General features: G+C 40.2%; 9 protein-coding genes, 2 tRNA genes and 5 pseudogenes. 10 read left to right on the top strand and 6 right to left on the bottom strand.

From position 1 onward, the window contains the following. Positions 1–11: 11 nt before the first annotated feature. Positions 12–2,303: a class 1a ribonucleoside-diphosphate reductase subunit alpha gene (gene nrdA, locus Xbud_RS08735; RefSeq protein ID WP_099135700.1), complete on the bottom strand. Its 2,292-nt coding sequence runs from the start codon at positions 2,301–2,303 to the stop codon at positions 12–14. 359 nt (positions 2,304–2,662) lie between these two features. After that, complete coding sequence (gene ubiG, locus Xbud_RS08730) at positions 2,663–3,397, bottom strand: bifunctional 2-polyprenyl-6-hydroxyphenol methylase/3-demethylubiquinol 3-O-methyltransferase UbiG (RefSeq protein ID WP_099135699.1); 735 nt, start codon at positions 3,395–3,397, stop codon at positions 2,663–2,665. Positions 3,398–3,606: 209 nt separating this feature from the next. Between ubiG and gyrA the strand changes: the two genes are divergently transcribed. Both gyrA and rcsC read left to right on the top strand, forming a co-directional pair. Beyond that, entirely contained in the window at positions 3,607–6,246 is a 2,640-nt protein-coding gene (gene gyrA / locus Xbud_RS08725; protein WP_099135698.1) for a DNA topoisomerase (ATP-hydrolyzing) subunit A, read from the top strand. Positions 6,247–6,485: 239 nt separating this feature from the next. After that, positions 6,486–9,362 (top strand): two-component system sensor histidine kinase RcsC, encoded by a 2,877-nt coding sequence (rcsC, locus tag Xbud_RS08720; protein ID WP_099135697.1) that lies wholly within the window; start codon positions 6,486–6,488, stop codon positions 9,360–9,362. Positions 9,363–9,519: 157 nt separating this feature from the next. On the opposite strand, the gene rcsB is transcribed toward rcsC, so the two are convergent. After that, positions 9,520–10,170: a response regulator transcription factor RcsB gene (gene rcsB / locus Xbud_RS08715; RefSeq protein ID WP_099135696.1), complete on the bottom strand. Its 651-nt coding sequence runs from the start codon at positions 10,168–10,170 to the stop codon at positions 9,520–9,522. Positions 10,171–10,178: 8 nt separating this feature from the next. Then, positions 10,179–12,881 (bottom strand): phosphotransferase RcsD, encoded by a 2,703-nt coding sequence (gene rcsD, locus Xbud_RS08710; RefSeq protein ID WP_099135695.1) that lies wholly within the window; start codon positions 12,879–12,881, stop codon positions 10,179–10,181. A gap of 212 nt (positions 12,882–13,093) precedes the next feature. Between rcsD and Xbud_RS08705 the strand changes: the two genes are divergently transcribed. Then, a tRNA-Ser gene (locus Xbud_RS08705) sits at positions 13,094–13,181 on the top strand. A 6-nt stretch (positions 13,182–13,187) separates the two neighbouring features. After that, positions 13,188–13,263: transfer RNA gene (locus Xbud_RS08700), tRNA-Thr, on the top strand. Between the two features lie 104 nt (positions 13,264–13,367). Here the strand turns inward: Xbud_RS08700 and Xbud_RS08695 are convergent. Further along, positions 13,368–14,429, bottom strand: a pseudogene (locus Xbud_RS08695) (tyrosine-type recombinase/integrase); the annotation flags it as partial. Between the two features lie 116 nt (positions 14,430–14,545). Here Xbud_RS08695 and Xbud_RS08690 point away from each other — a divergent pair. From Xbud_RS08690 to Xbud_RS21320, 5 genes and pseudogenes are all read left to right on the top strand, one after another. After that, positions 14,546–14,856, top strand: a pseudogene (locus Xbud_RS08690) (IS630 transposase-related protein). Between the two features lie 59 nt (positions 14,857–14,915). Next, positions 14,916–15,077: a hypothetical protein gene (locus Xbud_RS19795; RefSeq protein ID WP_169923047.1), complete on the top strand. Its 162-nt coding sequence runs from the start codon at positions 14,916–14,918 to the stop codon at positions 15,075–15,077. A 64-nt stretch (positions 15,078–15,141) separates the two neighbouring features. Continuing rightward, entirely contained in the window at positions 15,142–15,402 is a 261-nt protein-coding gene (locus tag Xbud_RS08680) for a hypothetical protein (RefSeq protein ID WP_099135693.1), read from the top strand. Then, positions 15,399–15,743, top strand: a pseudogene (locus Xbud_RS08675) (baseplate wedge 1 family protein); the annotation flags it as partial. The gene Xbud_RS08680 and the pseudogene Xbud_RS08675, both read left to right, overlap by 4 nt. Positions 15,744–15,829: 86 nt before the next feature. Continuing rightward, positions 15,830–16,225, top strand: a pseudogene (locus Xbud_RS21320) (phage baseplate protein); the annotation flags it as partial. A gap of 307 nt (positions 16,226–16,532) precedes the next feature. Here the strand turns inward: Xbud_RS21320 and Xbud_RS08665 are convergent. Further along, a pseudogene (locus Xbud_RS08665) lies at positions 16,533–17,165 on the bottom strand (IS1 family transposase). Positions 17,166–17,633: 468 nt separating this feature from the next. On the opposite strand from Xbud_RS08665, the gene Xbud_RS08660 reads away from it, so the two are divergent. Further along, positions 17,634–17,942: a hypothetical protein gene (locus tag Xbud_RS08660; protein WP_099135691.1), complete on the top strand. Its 309-nt coding sequence runs from the start codon at positions 17,634–17,636 to the stop codon at positions 17,940–17,942. Positions 17,943–18,114: the final 172 nt, after the last annotated feature.

The following is an 18,114-nucleotide window of genomic DNA, read 5'->3' as shown; positions in this document are numbered from 1 at the left end:
GTTTCCTCAAATCAAATTTTACACGCGCCGCCTTCACAATCGGAATCAACAGATTCAACAACCTCTTCCAGATCATCCTGAACATCTTCCGCACCATCACGGGTGTTGTGGTAATACAGTGTCTTCACACCATATTTATAAGCGAGCAGTAAATCTTTCAGCAATTGGTTCATCGGAACTTTGCCATTAGGGAAACGCGCCGGATCATAATTAGTATTGGCAGAAATTGATTGATCGATAAATTTTTGCATAATTCCCACCAATTGTAGATAACCATCAATGCCAGGCATTTGCCACAGCAATTCATAAGACCTTTTCAGGCGATCATATTCCGGTACAACCTGGCGCAAGATACCGTCTTTTGATGCCTTAACACTGACGTAACCTCGCGGTGGCTCAATGCCATTGGTCGCATTGGAAATCTGCGAGGATGTTTCTGAAGGCATCAGTGCTGATAAAGTCGAGTTACGCAGACCATATTGCAAAATATCGCTACGTAGTGCTTCCCAATCCATATGCAACGGTTCGCTGGTTAATGCATCCAGTGATTTTTTATACGTATCAATAGGCAGGATGCCCTGCGAATAAGTGGTTTCACCAAACCATGGACATGCTCCCTGCTCTTTAGCCAGCTTATTAGAGGCTTTCAGCAAATAGTACTGAATGGCTTCAAATGTTTTGTGAGTCAGATTATTGGCACTACCGTCAGAATAACGAACACCGTTTTTCGCCAGATAGTAAGCGAAGTTAATTACGCCAATGCCTAGTGTACGACGCCCCATTGAACCCTGCTTGGCAGCAACAATCGGATAGTCCTGATAATCCAGCAGAGAGTCCAGTGCGCGGACAGCCAAATCTGCCAGTTCTTCCAACTCATCCAGATTTTTAATAACCCCAAGGTTGAAAGCAGACAACGTACACAGCGCAATTTCGCCGTTTTCATCGTTAATATCGTTCAATGGCTTGGTTGGCAGTGCAATTTCCAGACACAGATTAGATTGGCGAACAGGTGCAATAACCGGATCAAACGGGCTATGTGTATTACAATGGTCAACGTTTTGGATATAAATACGTCCGGTTGAAGCACGTTCCTGCATCATCAAAGAGAACAGATCTACTGCCTTGATGCGCTGTTTTCGAATATCGTTGTCATTTTCATACAGAGTATACAGACGCTCAAATTCATCCTGATCAGCAAAGAAAGCGTCATACAAACCAGGCACATCAGATGGGCTGAACAAAGAAATTTCTTGCCCTTTGATCAAACGTTCATACATGAGTTTGTTGATCTGTACACCATAATCCATATGGCGAACACGATTACCTTCAACACCACGGTTGTTCTTCAGTACCAACAGGCTTTCTACTTCCAGGTGCCACAGTGGATAGAACAACGTCGCAGCACCACCACGCACCCCCCCCTGAGAGCAGGATTTCACTGCTGTCTGGAAATGCTTATAAAATGGAATACAACCAGTATGGAAAGCTTCACCACCACGGATTGGACTACCCACTGCGCGAATACGGCCAGCATTTACACCAATACCTGCACGTTGGGAAACATATTTGACAATCGCACTGGATGTTGCATTGATAGAATCAAGGCTATCGCCACATTCAATCAGAACACAGGAACTGAATTGACGGGTTGGTGTGCGAACCCCGGCCATGATTGGTGTTGGCAACGAAATTTTAAAAGTAGAAACCACATCATAGAAACGGCGAATGTAATCCAGGCGCGTTTCTTTCGGATAAGTGGAAAACAGACATGCCGCAACCAAAATGTACAGAAACTGAGCGCTTTCATAAAGTTCGCCAGTTACACGGTTCTGTACCAGATATTTTCCTTCAAGCTGTTTAACCGCTGCATAAGAAAAATTCATATCACGCAGATGGTCAATAAAACTGTCCATTTGCTTGAATTCTTCTTTAGAGTAGTCTGCAAGCAAATGTTTGTCGTATTTACCTAATTCGACCATACGTGCAACATGGTCATATAACGCAGGCGGTTCAAACTGACCGTAAGCCTTTTTGCGCAGGTTAAAGATGGCTAAACGAGCGGCCAGATACTGATAATCCGGAGCATCACTTGAAATCAAGTCAGCCGCTGCTTTGATCATGGTCTCATGGATATCAGATGTTTTAATGCCATCATAAAATTGAATTTGAGAACGCAGTTCTACTTGTGACACTGAGACATTTTTCAGACCTTCAGCAGCCCAGGTAACAACCCGGTGAATTTTATCAAGATCAATTTGTTCTTTATGTCCATCACGCTTGGTTACTAGCAGACTCTGGTTCATGAGGAAATACACCTTCTCTTTTCGTATTTCGCCTATAATTGCCTTTCCTGACCATTGACGGCACGATGCCCCCAAGATGACTGAAAATCAGTTGGGAACTAGTAGTAGTGAAACGTCCAGAAACACAATATATAGGGGGTGAATAAAACTGTAATAACAAGATAATGTTAATTTCGCGTTTTATCAAGTGTACAAGATCAGGAAGTTTTGTGGATAACTTGAGGATTAATTTTGCCGAAAAGCCGATAACCTGCGTAGTTACTTGATGTTACTTTCGCAAACCTATCGGCGAAAACCTAAAAATAAAATCTTAAAAATAAGATCTATTTGTTGCTTTATTAATCCTTTAATTGCTTCTGTTAGGCTGATCGGGTATGAAGCATGTAGTTCACATCCACATTGTGTCCAAGTCGGAATTTATCTGTTAACGGATTGTAATGTAAACCGATAATATGTTGATCTTTCAGTGAGGTTTTATCCAGCCAGCCAATCAGCTCTGAAGGGCGAATAAATTTTTTCGCATCGTGTGTCCCTTTTGGCACCATGTTTAAAATATATTCTGCACCGATGACAGCGATTAACCATGCTTTTCGATTGCGATTAATAGTTGAAAAAAAGACATGACCACCAGGCTTAACTAATTTGGCGCACGCACGAATGACGGATTCTGGATCCGGTACATGTTCAAGCATTTCCATGCAGGTTACTACATCATAGGAATGTGGATGTTGCTCAGCATGGCTTTCTACCGTTTCCTGCACATATTTAACTGATATACCAGATTCCAACGCATGCAGCCGGGCAACTTGTAGTGGCTCAAAACCCATGTCCAAACCGGTCACATCCGCCCCTTCACAAGCCATACTTTCTGATAGGATCCCACCACCACATCCAACATCTAATACTTTCTTATTGAAAAGACCCTCAGCCCGTTGCAGGATGTAGTTTAAACGCAATGGATTAATGCGATGCAATGGTTTGAATTCACCTTCAAGATCCCACCATCGGGAAGCAACGGCTTCAAATTTTTCGATTTCCTGTTGATCCACATTAGTGTGTGATTGAATGAGTGAATCGGGGGTTTTAGCGTTCATCAGTAATATCGCTCCTAGAGGCTGTTTCACAGAAAACTGGTTCACAGAAAACTGATTCACAGAAAATGTAACAGTATTATGGGGATGTGTGATAAGAAAATATTATACACATCTTAATCTTGAAATACCCGCATCTGGTTTTTATAAAACCGTCAATTTGTGGTATAATTCTAAGCCTTTGAATTCGGAGTATGAGGGACAGTGGCTCCATGAGCGACATTGCCAGAGAAATCACCCCGGTCAATATCGAAGAAGAGCTGAAAAGCTCATATCTGGATTATGCGATGTCCGTTATTGTTGGACGTGCACTGCCAGATGTTCGAGATGGACTAAAGCCAGTACATCGCCGTGTACTTTTTGCGATGAATGTATTGGGAAATGATTGGAATAAACCCTATAAAAAATCTGCCCGCGTTGTTGGGGATGTGATTGGTAAATACCATCCACATGGTGACACCGCTGTTTATGACACGATTGTACGTCTGGCACAGCCATTCTCCATGCGTTACATGCTGGTTGACGGCCAGGGGAACTTCGGGTCAGTCGATGGCGATTCTGCGGCTGCAATGCGTTATACCGAAGTACGCATGGCAAAAGTAGCCCATGAATTGCTGGCGGACTTAGAAAAAGAAACTGTCGATTTTGTGCCTAACTATGATGGTACAGAGCAAATTCCCGATGTAATGCCAACCCGTATTCCTAACTTACTGGTGAACGGTTCATCAGGGATAGCGGTCGGCATGGCGACTAACATCCCACCTCATAATATATCTGAGGTGATTGATGGCTGTCTGGCCTATATTGATGATGAAAACATCAGTATTGAAGGCCTAATGGAATATATCCCGGGGCCTGATTTCCCAACAGCGGCCATTATTAATGGGCGTCGCGGTATTCAGGAGGCTTATCGTACTGGCCGCGGTAAAATTTATATCCGTGCCCGTGCAGAAATCGAGACTGACGAAAAAAAGGGCCGTGAAACCATTATCGTCAGTGAAATCCCTTATCAAGTAAATAAAGCGCGCCTGATCGAGAAAATTGCTGAATTGGTGAAGGAAAAGCGTATTGAAGGGATCAGTGCATTACGTGACGAATCCGATAAAGATGGTATGCGTATCGTTATCGAAGTGAAACGCGATGCTGTTGGTGAGGTTGTCCTGAATAACTTATATTCACTCACCCAGTTGCAGGTTTCATTCGGTATCAATATGGTTGCTCTACATCAAGGGCAACCTAAGCTACTTAACCTGAAGGATATTCTTTCTGCATTTGTCAGCCACCGCCGTGAAGTTGTCACTCGCAGAACAATTTTTGAACTGCGTAAAGCTCGTGACCGCGCTCATATCCTTGAGGCACTAGCTATTGCACTGGCGAATATCGATCCTGTGATCGAACTGATCCGCCAAGCTCCAACGCCTGCTGAAGCTAAAGCAAGCCTCATTTCTCAAGCATGGGAATTAGGCAATGTTGCAGCAATGCTGGCACAGGCTGGTAATAATGCTGCACGCCCTGAATGGCTGGAACCAGAATTTGGTATTCGTGACGGTAAGTATTACCTGACCGAGCAGCAAGCACAGGCCATTTTGGATCTGCGTTTACAGAAATTAACAGGGCTGGAGCATGAAAAACTGCTCGACGAATATCGTGAACTGTTGAAAGTCATTGCTGAACTGATGTTCATTCTGGAAAGCCCGGAACGCTTGCTGGAAGTCATTCGGGAAGAGTTACTTGCTATCAAAGAACAGTACAATGATAAACGTCGTACTGAATTGACTGAAAATTCCGCAGATATCAATATTGAAGACCTGATCAATCAGGAAGATATTGTGGTAACACTATCCCATCAAGGTTACGTGAAATACCAACCTTTGTCTGATTACGAAGCACAACGCCGTGGCGGTAAAGGTAAATCAGCAGCACGTATCAAAGAAGAGGATTTCATTGAACGTCTGTTGGTAGCCAATACCCACGACACTATTCTTTGCTTCTCCAACAAAGGTCAGATGTACTGGCTGAAAGTTTATCAATTGCCAGAAGCGAGTCGTGGTGCCCGTGGCCGACCTATAGTTAACCTGCTGCCATTGGAACAAGACGAACGTATTACGGCCATTCTGCCTGTTCGTGAATATGAAGAAGGATTGAACATATTCATGGCGACAGCAAGTGGGGTCGTTAAGAAGACGAAACTCAGCGAGTTCAGTCGTCCGCGTAGTGCCGGTATCATTGCAGTTAACCTGAATGAAGGAGATGAACTGATCGGCGTTGACCTCACTGATGGCAGCAACGAAGTTATGCTATTCTCTGCACAGGGTAAAGTCGTCCGCTTCCTCGAAGAGGAAGAAGAGACACTGGAAGATGGTACAGTTCGCGTGAAAGGCGTCCGCGCTATGGGGCGTACTGCGACCGGAGTCCGTGGTATCAAACTGGCGGAAGGAGATAAAGTTGTTTCCTTGATCATTCCTCGTGGAGAAGGTCAAATCCTGACAGTCACTGAAAATGGTTATGGAAAACGTACTGCCCAGAAAGAATACCCAACGAAGTCTCGTGCAACCCAAGGCGTTATCTCCATCAAAGTCAGTGAACGTAACGGCAACGTGATTGGTGCAATTCAGGTTGAACCAACTGACCAGATCATGATGATTACTGATGCGGGAACATTGGTTCGTACCCGTGTTTCTGAAGTCAGTACTGTCGGACGTAATACCCAAGGTGTCACCTTGATCCGCACAGCAGATGATGAAAAAGTTGTGGGTTTGCAGCGTGTTGCTGAACCTGATGATGAAGAGGATGGCAATACAGCAGCCTCTTCCGCCGATGAAGGAAGTAATGAATCAGAAGGTCAGGAATAATATCCGTCTTTTCCTGATTCATCCATAAAATTATACTTAATGAATTTCGGATTGCAGCTAATAAAGCTGCAAATCTGAAAAACCCACAAAGTATTAAAAAAGCAGGCATTAAAATGCCTGCTTTTTTGTGCCATTTTTTTCAAAGAATGCCAGGTACAAAATGCTGCTTTGTATTCCCTGCTACACTAGTATATGCTGTTAACAGTTATTATTAATCACATTTTTTATCAGGCGACCTCTTGAGATATCTATCTTCATTCCGAACATCACTAAAGATATCCCGCTACCTTTTTCGGGTGCTTGGTTTTATGTTATGGGCATTAGGTGCCTTATTAACCAGTTTTTATCTGGCAAATCTTTTTAATAAAGCGAGATCAGACATCCGTCAAGAATATAATTCTGACTACGATATAATGTTCTCTTATGTGCGAGAAACTACTAATACCTTACACGACCTTCAATATATGGTAGAGAAATATTTATCACAAGAGAATAAAAAAACTCTGACTATTAACCCGCCATATAATAACTCACAATTTTTGTATACTCCTCTGAATATGAATTCAAATTGTGAACTATTACGTAATGAACCTTATAATTATTTACATGCCTTAAATAATCTCATCTTTTTCTGGAAAGATAATGTTGTAATGCCACAGGGAGTAAACCAAATTTTTTTGGCTGATGTCCAAAGCATGTGTATGGTGAATTTTCCAATTCGTGGTGCAATAACAGAGCCTGATACGCTGAAAAAGATGGTCTATGAAAATTACCGCCAGTTAGTATTCGTGCAGCAACAAGGAAAAGAACAGAATATCTATTGGCTTGCGGTGGGTACAACTCCAGACAGTGGTAGCTTTTATATTCTTTCCCCTATTTATAACAATGGAAAAATGGTCGCAATAATAGGTGTCGAACAACCTATCAGGCTGGAAAATTTTTTACAAAGACCTAATACAGATGCAACGCTAACGTTACTTAATCAGCATAATAAGCCTGTGTTACATTATCCGTTAAGAAATGATAATAAGTCTTATCCCGTAGGTTATAATATACAGATCCCTTACTTTGGCTATAATGAAGATTATAGTCACTTAGTGTTAAAGAGGCGTTTGGCTCCATCATCATTCAGTGTTATATATGCCTTGCCTCTAAAAAATATTTTTGATGGATTCAAGTTAAAAATCATTAACAGTCTCGTCTTAAATATTATCTCTGCAATTTTGATCATTTCTTTCGTTTGGCTGTTCGAACGTAAAATGTTTTCCCCTGCTGAAAATAATGCTTTCCGCCTTGAAGAACATGAACAATTCAATCATAAAATCGTTGCCTCTGCTCCTGTTGGCATTAGCATTTTACGGATCAGTGATGGTGCTAATATACTGAGTAATGAACTTGCACATAACTATACTCGAATGCTAACGTTCGAAGATCAAAAACGTATCATCGATATCATTTGTGATAAAACCAGCAGCTATATTGATATTGTTACTAGTAATAATAATCATCTACAAATTAGCTTCGTACATTCACGTTATCGCAATGAGGAAGTGGCAATCTGTGTTCTGGTTGATATTAGTACCCGGGCTAAAATGGAGAAATCATTACAAGATATGGCTTCAGCCGCAGAACAAGCCAACCAGGCGAAATCAATGTTTCTGGCAACCGTTAGCCATGAGTTGAGGACACCACTATATGGCATCATTGGAAATCTGGAATTATTGCAATCTTACCCATTAGAATCAGAAGCTGCGCGGTTATTATCAACAATGAATAACTCCTCATCGCTATTATTGAAAATCATTAGCGATATTCTCGATTTTTCCAAAATAGAATCTAACCAACTTAAAATTGATGTTAAACAATTTAGCTGTAAAGAAGTCATATCGCATGTAATTTCAAACTATCTTCCTCTTATAACGAAAAAAAACCTGGGATTCTACTGTTACATCAACCCAGATGTTCCTGACTATATGAATAACGACCCGGTAAGATTACAACAAATTATTTCTAATCTGCTAAATAATGCAATTAAATTTACAGAAATTGGCTGTATTGTCATATCCATTACGGTGAGACATGACTACCTGTATATCAGCATTAAAGATACAGGATTAGGAATCGAGCATAAATTACAAACGCAGTTGTTCGAACCATTTTTTCAGACCAGTGCCAATAAAGAGAATGCATCACAAGGTACAGGGCTAGGTTTAGCGATTTGTGAAAAACTAATCAACCTGATGGATGGTGATATTGAGTTTGTATCACAACAATATGTTGGTAGCATTTTTTCTATCCGGCTTCCTTTATATAATGCAAAATACGATAAGGAAAAACATCGCGCTAACACGTTTTCTCCGAACCATACTCAACAGAAAATTATATTAGCTGTTCGTAATGATTATTTAGAAGAATATCTATATAATCTTTTGACAAAAGCACATTTTCAAATTACTTCATATAATGAGAGTCAAATCGACGGTACTGAATTGTTAGTCAGTGACCAGCCTATTGAACTGGATATTGCCGTTCGTTATTATATTGAAATATCAGAGAGCCATATTGGTTCACCAGAAAAAACTCAAAATAATTATTGGGTACATAACACTTACCAAATCAGTGATATTATTTATTTCATTGATGATCTGCTGTCTAATAATAATACACTCCAACCTCCTGTTTCGAAAAGCTCTATCAAAACAGATGATAGATTAAATTCAATTAAAGTTTTAGTTGTTGATGATCACCCTATCAATCGTCATTTATTGGTCGAACAGTTAAATTCGTTAGGATTCAAGACAGAAATGGCTAACGATGGTATTGATGCTATTGAACATCTGGAAAATAATAAAACTGATATTATTCTAACAGATGTTAATATGCCAAATATGGATGGGTATGAATTCACAAAATACTTAAGAAATAAAGGCTATAATAAACCAATTATTGGTATCACAGCTAATGCAATGGCAGAAGAAAGACAACGTTGTGTCGATATCGGCATGGATTATTGTCTATTGAAACCTGTGTCACTAACAAAATTGAAGGATACATTAATAGAGTATTTACCTGAAAGATACCAGACTGTAGTCAGCAACAAGGAAACTAATCTCTAAAAGCATAATTACTATGAGTTAGATGATAGTGCCTAAGACAAATGATAACTGAGAATAATAGGAATATGTATTCAAAAGCAACTATAATTACCATTTTTATAATATAAGATCGGTAATCTTAATCACCGATCTTACACTCAGGAAAGATAATTATTGGTTATTTAATCATATCATTGTCAATAGTGACTGAAGATAAATAATTAAGTAATGCAATGTCGTTATCAACTCCCAGTTTGATCATCGCTGATTTTTTCTGGCTACTAATGGTTTTTATACTACGATTAAGCTTCTTAGCAATATCTGTAACGGGAAGACCTTCAGCAAATAAACGCAGTACTTCACTCTCTTTCGGAGATAAACGTTTATCTCCATAACCGTTAGCATTAACTTTCTCCAACAATTTAGAAACACTTTCAGGTGTAAATTTCTTCCCTTTTTGCAGTGCAGAAAGAGCCTTAGGTAAATCTGTTGGTGCTCCCTGCTTTAACACAATTCCCTCAATATCAAGTTCAAGTACTGCACTTAAAATAGCCGGATTATTGTTCATCGTAAGAACGATGACAGCTAGTGTCGGAAAATGGCGTTTAATATATTTTATCAGGGTGATGCCATCACCATATTTGTCACCGGGCATTGACAAATCTGTTATGAGAACATCCGCTTCTATATGTGGCAAACTATTAATCAGTGTAGTCGAATTTTCAAACTCACCGACAACATTAATCCACTCAATTTGCTCAAGTGACTTGCGGATGCCAAATAAAACAATGGGATGGTCATCAGCAATAATGACATTAAGGTTATTCATATTATTGGTTACCTTGGCTGCAACAGCTTTGTGACAAAGAAATCAATACGGCTGATGCTACTTTTAATTTCTACTTCATTATTGTCTGCTATGTGTTGTTCCAATGCCTCACATAATGATTTGAGCAATTTAAAGTCTAACATAGCAAACGCACCCTTAAGACGGTGTATCGTTTGCGAAAGTGATATCAAGTCATATCGTTCCATATCAGTATACAGTTTAGTAATATCCATCGGTACTGTCTCTACAAATAATTTCCCATAATTACTGTCTACTAACTGTGTTTGATAACTTTTGAGGGTATTACAAATATTACTATCGACATTCTCAACAGAATCACATTCTTGTTTCGAACACCAGTCAACTTCATCGGATTCAACTAAACTGAAATTTTCTTCAATCAGCAACGATATCGCATTGATAACAGCACCAGCAAAGTTGTAATTACATTGAACCAAATTAGGTTTCATCTTCTTAAACCCTACCAAATTACCTACTAATAATATAGTTGGCTTTTCTGCTTTGCACTGTTTATCAGTAAGAATGATATCGTATTCTTCCGTAACACTCTCCGTACTCTTGTCAAAATATATTGCTCCATAATTATCAAGGTGATTATGGATTATTTTTTTTATTTCGGGGTTACTGATATCTATTAGTACTATAATACCTTCCAATAACTGAGGGGTTTCAACATGTTCACCATATTGAGGAAAAGGTAAACTGACAATATAATGAGTCCCCAATCCCTGCTTACTTTTAATTTCAAAGCTCCCCTCCATTTTTTTACACAATTGGTTACATAAATAAAAGACCAGTCCAGAATTTGTATAATATTTGTCTTCTGCTAATTTATTCAAGAAAGGATAATTTAAACTAGCAAGATCTTTATCACTGAGACCTGAACCACTGTCAATCAACTCAATCTGTATATGATTGTCATATTTACCAGAGCTACTGACACTCAGGGATATTTTACCATAACTGGTTGTTGTGATAGCATAATTTAACAATAGCAAAACTATTTTATTTAATGCTGCTCCGTCACCAGAAAATACCGATTCATGAGAAATATTAAAATGATAATAGATCCTCAATCCTTTAGAATTTAGTGTCGGCAACGATAATTTCAATATATTCTCCAATTGTGAAGATAAAGAAAATGCCTCATTGACTGGTTGCCAATCACCAGACTCTAACTCACTGAGCAAAGAAATATTTTCAACCCACTCTATGATGAATTCTGATTTAAGCAATAATTTATCCAACAAACCATGCTTATTTTCATCTTGTGATATATTTTTCAATTGGATAGCTATATCACTCAACTCCTGAATCGGTTTTTTTATTTCATAATTAATATTCTGCAACATTGAACGTCTGGCGTACACATTTTTATCATATTCTCGTTGAGCAAGCTGTAATCGCTTACTGACCATCACGTCTTGATCTCTACCCTGCAATAAGAATAGATAAGTCTCTGGTAATAAATTACTTCTATACATTTTTACTTCATAAACCGCATCCTCAATGGATGTCTGAATGACGCCATTATGTTGTTCTGCCATGATCTTAACTTTACCTAAGTCAAGATAAGGCATCAGTTTCTCTGCAATCTTATTGCTACTGATCAACCGATTTGACATAAAGTCATAAACCAATAATCCGATAGGAATATTAGAAATAATATCATTTCCCAGAGAATCTTTGATTTTCAGCTCCTGATCCATTGATGCATTAGGAGTGATATATCGACGACGGATATAAAGTAATCCACTAAATGAAAATAGTAAGAAAAGCAACATCGAAAACAATAACCAAATATTTCTGATCAATAAATCCACAATAAGTGTTTTTACAGGAACCTGATATATCAATTTATACTGCATATTCTTAAGTGGTTGAGAAAACTCCAGCCAAAAACCGATTAAAGAAACATCAACCTTATCTGTCTTCTCAAGCTCATATTCATTATTCGGATATAACCGAAAATTTGCTGGCAACATATCAACCGACAAAAAATTATTAATAGGTAAATCGAAGGCAATAACTGTAGTTAATTGCCCTGGTGAATTGAACACAGCTTTATAAGTGTAATAATAAATATTCTCACCACGTAATACGTGAATGGATGAAATACTTTCCTTTTCATCCAATGTTATTGATTGTGCCAACATTTCAGAACGCTTAGCGTCAGAAGTTAGAGTCAGATAACTCTCTTTGAACCTGATTTCCGGTTTTAAAATAGGATGTGTAGTCACCAGTAGTAAATTGTTATCCTTGCCATTGAGATAATACATAGATTCATATTCATTACGTGATCCCCAGAGAATTTCGAGATAGTTAGATAACCTCTGAGCCAGTTGAACACTTGAATCGTTGTAGCGGCCAAAGATAATTGCATCGATATTTTTATTATGACTTTCCAGCCAATAAATATTGGGGCGCAATTCTAACGATGATGCAGCAACCTCCTGCGAGGAAGATGACTGAATATTAGACTGCTCGAAGATACGACCGGCATGATAGCGATAATCTTCAATCTGCAATCGCATCTTGGCCGTTACACTACTGATAGCATATTTTTTCTCCGTCAGCCAACTATTAAAATAGTTATACCCGAATAAAAATAGAGACGTAAAAAGCAAAATAATAAACAGCGCGTAAAAACGGGGAACGACAGATGGCTTAATAGGTGCTTGTTTATACATTCTTTGGATAGCTGCCTTAAATGTGGATATATTTGTGGTTAATTTTAAATCAATTCGAAGTTAAATATTTCATTGAACTGTGATAATACTAGCAGGTTAGCGGATAAAAAGGTCATTAGCGTTTGAAGATTGAGCAAGCAGTAAAAAAATCACAATTTTTCCTTTTTAGGGGCTAGACACATCCCGGAGATATAGGCATAATTTCGCGCCATGGAAGGATGGCCGAGCGGTCGAAGGCAGCGGTCTTGAAAACCGCCGATGGGAAACCATCCTAGAGTTCGAATCTCTATCCTTCCGCCAAATTTCGCCGGCTTAGCTCAGTTGGTAGAGCAACTGACTTGTAATCAGTAGGTCACCAGTTCGAATCCGGTAGCCGGCACCATATAAAACAATGAGTTACTCAGTATGTCCCACCACTGAGAGATGTGAGTGGGACATATTTGAGACTTCATCGTGAAATAGAGCATCAATTTGTTGTGCATGCTATGTCAAGTGAGAAGGTGCCAGATGCGCATATTGATGGACCATCTCAATTGATTCCCAGCCTCCCATTTCCTTTAACACCGAAAGCGGCACTCCCCTTTGAATCAACTAACTCGCCCATGTATGACGCAGATCATGAAAGCGAAAATTGTCTATCCCTGCCTTTTTCAATGCTGTTCTGAATGACGTATTAGAGTCCACTCGCATTTTCCTCACTGTTGGCGTTATAGTTCCATCCGAGCGGTTCTTTGCCTTAGTGTGAACAAACACATATTTGTGATGATTACCTATCTGCTGTCTTAACACACGACAATCCATATCGTTCAATGCTACACCCAATGCCTTCCCTGATTTGGTCTGATCGGGATGTATCCAGGCAACTTTTCTTTGCATGTCTATCTGTGACCATTCCATGTTCACAATGTTTGACCGACAAAGGCCAGTAGCCAAGGCAAAAGTCACAACAGATTTTAACGGCTCACTGCATTCCTCTATTAATCGCTTCGCTTCATGTGGTTCAAGCCAGCGGATCCTGTTATTCTTTGGCTTCGGTACTTTGATATTCGGTGCTTTATCCAAATACTTCCAGTCACGTTCGGCCGAACGCAACAGCGATTTGATAAACGCCAAGTACGCAGCCTTAGTTGCAACAGAGACCGGCGCGATTTTTTGCGTTACCTGCCTGCGCTTTTTACCAGAAACATGCTTTTCCCAGTTCTCGGCCTGTTTCTGGTTAGTTAGTTTACTGACGGCATTATAAATACTGGTTTCATCTATCTCTGACAAATAGACCCCCTCGAAGTGATCCAACCAAAAAAGAATTTTGGTTTTGTCGTCATCAAGGGATTTTTTATTTGCCTTTTCTTCCAGCCATCTTGTGCAAGCCACTTCGAACGTCACTTTTGGTGTTTCGCCCAAAGCACTTATACGCCACAGTTCTGCCCTTCGCTTATCGTGCAACTCCTGCGCTTGCTTTTTGTCCGTTGTCCCAAGCGATTCCTTAATTCTTTTACCATTGAATGAGTAACTGGCGTACCAATGCTCACCTCTACGGAAGATTGACATTTCCGTTCTCCTTCTTCCGCACAAATCACACTTTCTTGTGTATTGTGCATTTTATATAGCAGAATCATATTAATATGGCATAATATCTGGATTCAAATAGCAAGGGATAAAGTAAGATGGGCTACAGTTTGGATTTTCGAAAGAGAATACTGGCGTACAAAGACAAGCATTCGTTGAATTTCGAACAAACGAGGGCCCATTTTGACATTTCTATGCGTACCTTATTTCGCTGGAGTCATAAAATAGCGCCTTGTATGACTCGTGATAAACCGCCCACCAAGCACTTATCGCGGATGTTCAACATTTCCCTGATGACTATCAATGGGAAAGAGCAAAACGCTTAGGTGTCTCACAGTCTGCTATTCATGACGCGTTGAAACGGTTTAAGATCACCTTCAAAAAAAACACTCAACCATCTCAAAGCTGATGGGCGGCAGCCGCTTTGCCGCCACGCGTTCTTACCTCAGCAATGTCGAATTCGGCGGTGTGCCCGATACGATAATCCCGAAAGGTGCACAGGCCGAGTCAGTAACTGGGGCGCGGTTTGAAACTATCAGCACCCTGATTATCGGCAAGGAGGGTAAAACCATCGGTGCGGCCTATAATGGGCAAGAAGTGGTGACCGTCACTGAACGGGCAGGAATATGAAATTCGCTTTGATCGCCCTAGTGAAAAAATCATCTTCTGTCGCGTAACGGTGAAAAAATCCACGATGGACGCCCAAAGCCTGATCCCTGCTGCCATTGAACAGTGGGTACGCGGGGAACTGGACGGCGACAGCGGTCTGGTGGTCGGGCGGGAAGTGTCACCGTTTGAAATCTCAGCAGCGATTAACAGCATTGAGGCCCGATTGTTTATCACCAAAGTGGAGCTGTCAAGGGATGGTCAGAATTGGCTGATGGGCACGATCCCCATCAAACTTAACGAAGTCGCCCGGCTGCATCGCGGCTCAGTGCAGGTGGTGATGACATGAAAATACAAGCGTTTGATTTTCATTCTGACCTGCTGCGCGCCATTCTCTGGCAGTACGAAAACGCCCCGAAGCTGAATACGCTAGCACATCGCAAAGCTGCCGATTTTGAGCACAGCAATGTGGCATTCTGGCACCACTGGTATCGAGACGTGTTCAATATCGACACTGCTAATGATTTTGGGCTAGCAGTCTGGGCACGCATTCTGGATGTGTCGCTGGGGATCGACGTTGCCCCCAGTGACAAGACTAAGACAGGCATTGGTTTTGACAAGAAACGAAACTTTAAAGGCAACTTCCGGCGTAACAGTGATTACATCCTGCAACTGACCACTGGGCAAAAAACACACCAATTACTTAAGCAGTAATTTCGGAACTTAAATCCATGACTAAAATCTTTAAAACGCCCTTTGCCGCGTAAGGGGACAGAGTGGCTATTCCTAATGAAGTCCAGCCAGATGGCGCAGTATCTTATACGCAGGGCTATGGCTACGATTACGAGCGTGACCAGAACATCGATCCGGCAGCGAAAGATATCGAACGCGAGAAAATGAGCGGGATTTTCCACGATATCACGGAAGCTGTGGGGGAAATCTAGACGTTCGGCGCGGCGCAATGGTTAACCGATGTACAACCGTACCCGTTGCGGGCGTTGGTGTACCACAACCAAAAGCTCTGGCAATCCCGCATTGAGAACAATAAGGAAGCCCCCGCCGCAGGCAATGCCTGAATAGAGTTAAAAGCCGACCTGACTGCCGGTGAAGTGGGGGCATACAACAAAGAAGAGGCCAATCAACGTTTTCAGCCAAAAGGCAACTATGCGCCTGCCGGGAATTATGCATTGAAAGGGGAGAGTTATACCAAACCTGAATCCGATGCTAAATATCAGCCGATGGGAAATTATCTGACTGCCGGTTACTGCTATTCCAAAGAGGAGAGTGACGGACAGTATCAACTAAAGGGCAACTATGCACCAGCTGGCAATTATGCCTCAAAGGGAGAAAGTTACACCAAACCGGAATCGGACGATAAATATCAGCCGCGCTGGAATTATCAACCTGCTGGAAGTTATCAGCCTGCGGGTAATTATTCAGTTCGGGGGGAGGTCATGTGTTAAATAGTTAGATTGAATATCAAAAATAGTACTCACGCTCAATAAAAGTCCCTATCACCTTATCGTGCATTTCTTCGGATTTTGAATAACTGATAGTTTTTCTATTCAGTCTTTTTACTCGAGTACGCTGAGTTAAATTCGTTCTCTCTATACGCTGAGTAAACGTCTTTCCAGTCAGGTGATCTTACTCGGGAAGGTTATCATAAACAACATAATCATCTGTGCAGTAAAACCGAATATTAAAGGGCGATAAGAGAGCAAGTAGCTTGTCTAACGTTTTTCTACTGCGATCGCCAAAAACATGGGCCACTATTCGTTTTAGGCGGGATTCCCAAGCATACCAAAGCCAGCGTTGATTTTTCTTGTTCCCCACAAATGACCATTGCTCGTCTATTTCACCGATAAGCTGAATGTTATTTCCATCAAGGGGCAGCGTCGTTACGTTTCGGGGCGTGAGGTTTTTAACGTTTTCATGACGGTGGCTGTTGCGACTTTCAGGATTCGAGCGGTGTCACGAATTCCCCCGTTATTCATCGCTATGTCGACAATCTGCTCTTTAACGCCGGGTTTGCAGGCTTGATAAGTGTATTCCATGTCCTTTGACCTGTTCTGATTTGTGACAATAACGGCAATAGACGTCAACTTTGACCATGCTTTACCCTTAAAAGGCGGGAAGCATATCACAACAACTAACTATTTAATACATGACTTGAAACAGTGTCGTCATTATTTAAATATTCATCACTATCAATAAATAAAAGTCATTACCCCAATTTGAAAACTGTACTCTTACAAACGTTATCAGACAACAAATAATTTCATAACTTTTATTTTCTCATTATTACAAAGCTACTTTACTTCTTAACTCTATAATTAAATATTCATTTTTCAGAATATTAAAATCCGCAAAAAATACTATTTCCTTTCCTATACTTTGCTATTTCCGATTACATGACTATTTCCTCAAATAACTGTGAATTATTGATATGGCAAAATATCATTAATACCTGTTAAATTCACCGGCACACCAGCCTCGGAAAGAGATTGGATGTAATTATAACGTTCTGTGGTCAAAAAAAGTGGATAACTGATATTTTCTTAAATAAAAGAGAGACGATATATGAATAATTATCTGATTCGTATTGAAATTTTTGGTGCAGGTCCAAGAGAACATAATGCTCTTAATGAATCTATGAAAATAATTGATTTTCATAGAACAGTCAGATACAACAATGGCGAAATTATGGTTTTACCTGCCGGAACTTATATTGGAAAATCACTAAGTTCTGCTACTGATTTAAGAAACAAAGTTTTTAATTTAGCTAATCCATTGTCATCAAAACATGCTTCTATATTTGTTTGTCAGTATAATGAGTGGTCTGCTTATCTTTATCCTGCATCCATGTCTGGATCTGCATCAGAGTCCTAATTAAAACTTAGGCAAGCTGGTTCTCCAATAAATTTTTGGAGACCAGCTTTGTTTGATTGAAATTGGACATGAAGGGATTAATTGATAATAACCCCTCCACCTTTCAAGTTGCATTCAACAAAACTGTAATTTGAAAGATACAGGGGATAATTAATGAATGAATGAACCTCCG

It is taken from the genome of Xenorhabdus budapestensis (assembly GCF_002632465.1).
GTDB lineage: Bacteria > Pseudomonadota > Gammaproteobacteria > Enterobacterales > Enterobacteriaceae > Xenorhabdus > Xenorhabdus budapestensis.
This window is presented reverse-complemented; position numbering and strand designations above follow the sequence as displayed.

Bases quoted from the DNA above. Each gene is read 5' to 3' on its own strand.
- nrdA (WP_099135700.1), bottom strand. From the start codon at position 2,303: ATGAACCAGAGTCTGCTAGTAACCAAGCGTGATGGACATAAAGAACAA.
- rcsD (WP_099135695.1), bottom strand. From the start codon at position 12,881: ATGTATAAACAAGCACCTATTAAGCCATCTGTCGTTCCCCGTTTTTAC.
- Xbud_RS08660 (WP_099135691.1), top strand. From the start codon at position 17,634: ATGAATAATTATCTGATTCGTATTGAAATTTTTGGTGCAGGTCCAAGA.
- gyrA (WP_099135698.1), top strand. From the start codon at position 3,607: ATGAGCGACATTGCCAGAGAAATCACCCCGGTCAATATCGAAGAAGAG.
- Xbud_RS08680 (WP_099135693.1), top strand. From the start codon at position 15,142: ATGGACGCCCAAAGCCTGATCCCTGCTGCCATTGAACAGTGGGTACGC.
- ubiG (WP_099135699.1), bottom strand. From the start codon at position 3,397: ATGAACGCTAAAACCCCCGATTCACTCATTCAATCACACACTAATGTG.
- rcsB (WP_099135696.1), bottom strand. From the start codon at position 10,170: ATGAATAACCTTAATGTCATTATTGCTGATGACCATCCCATTGTTTTA.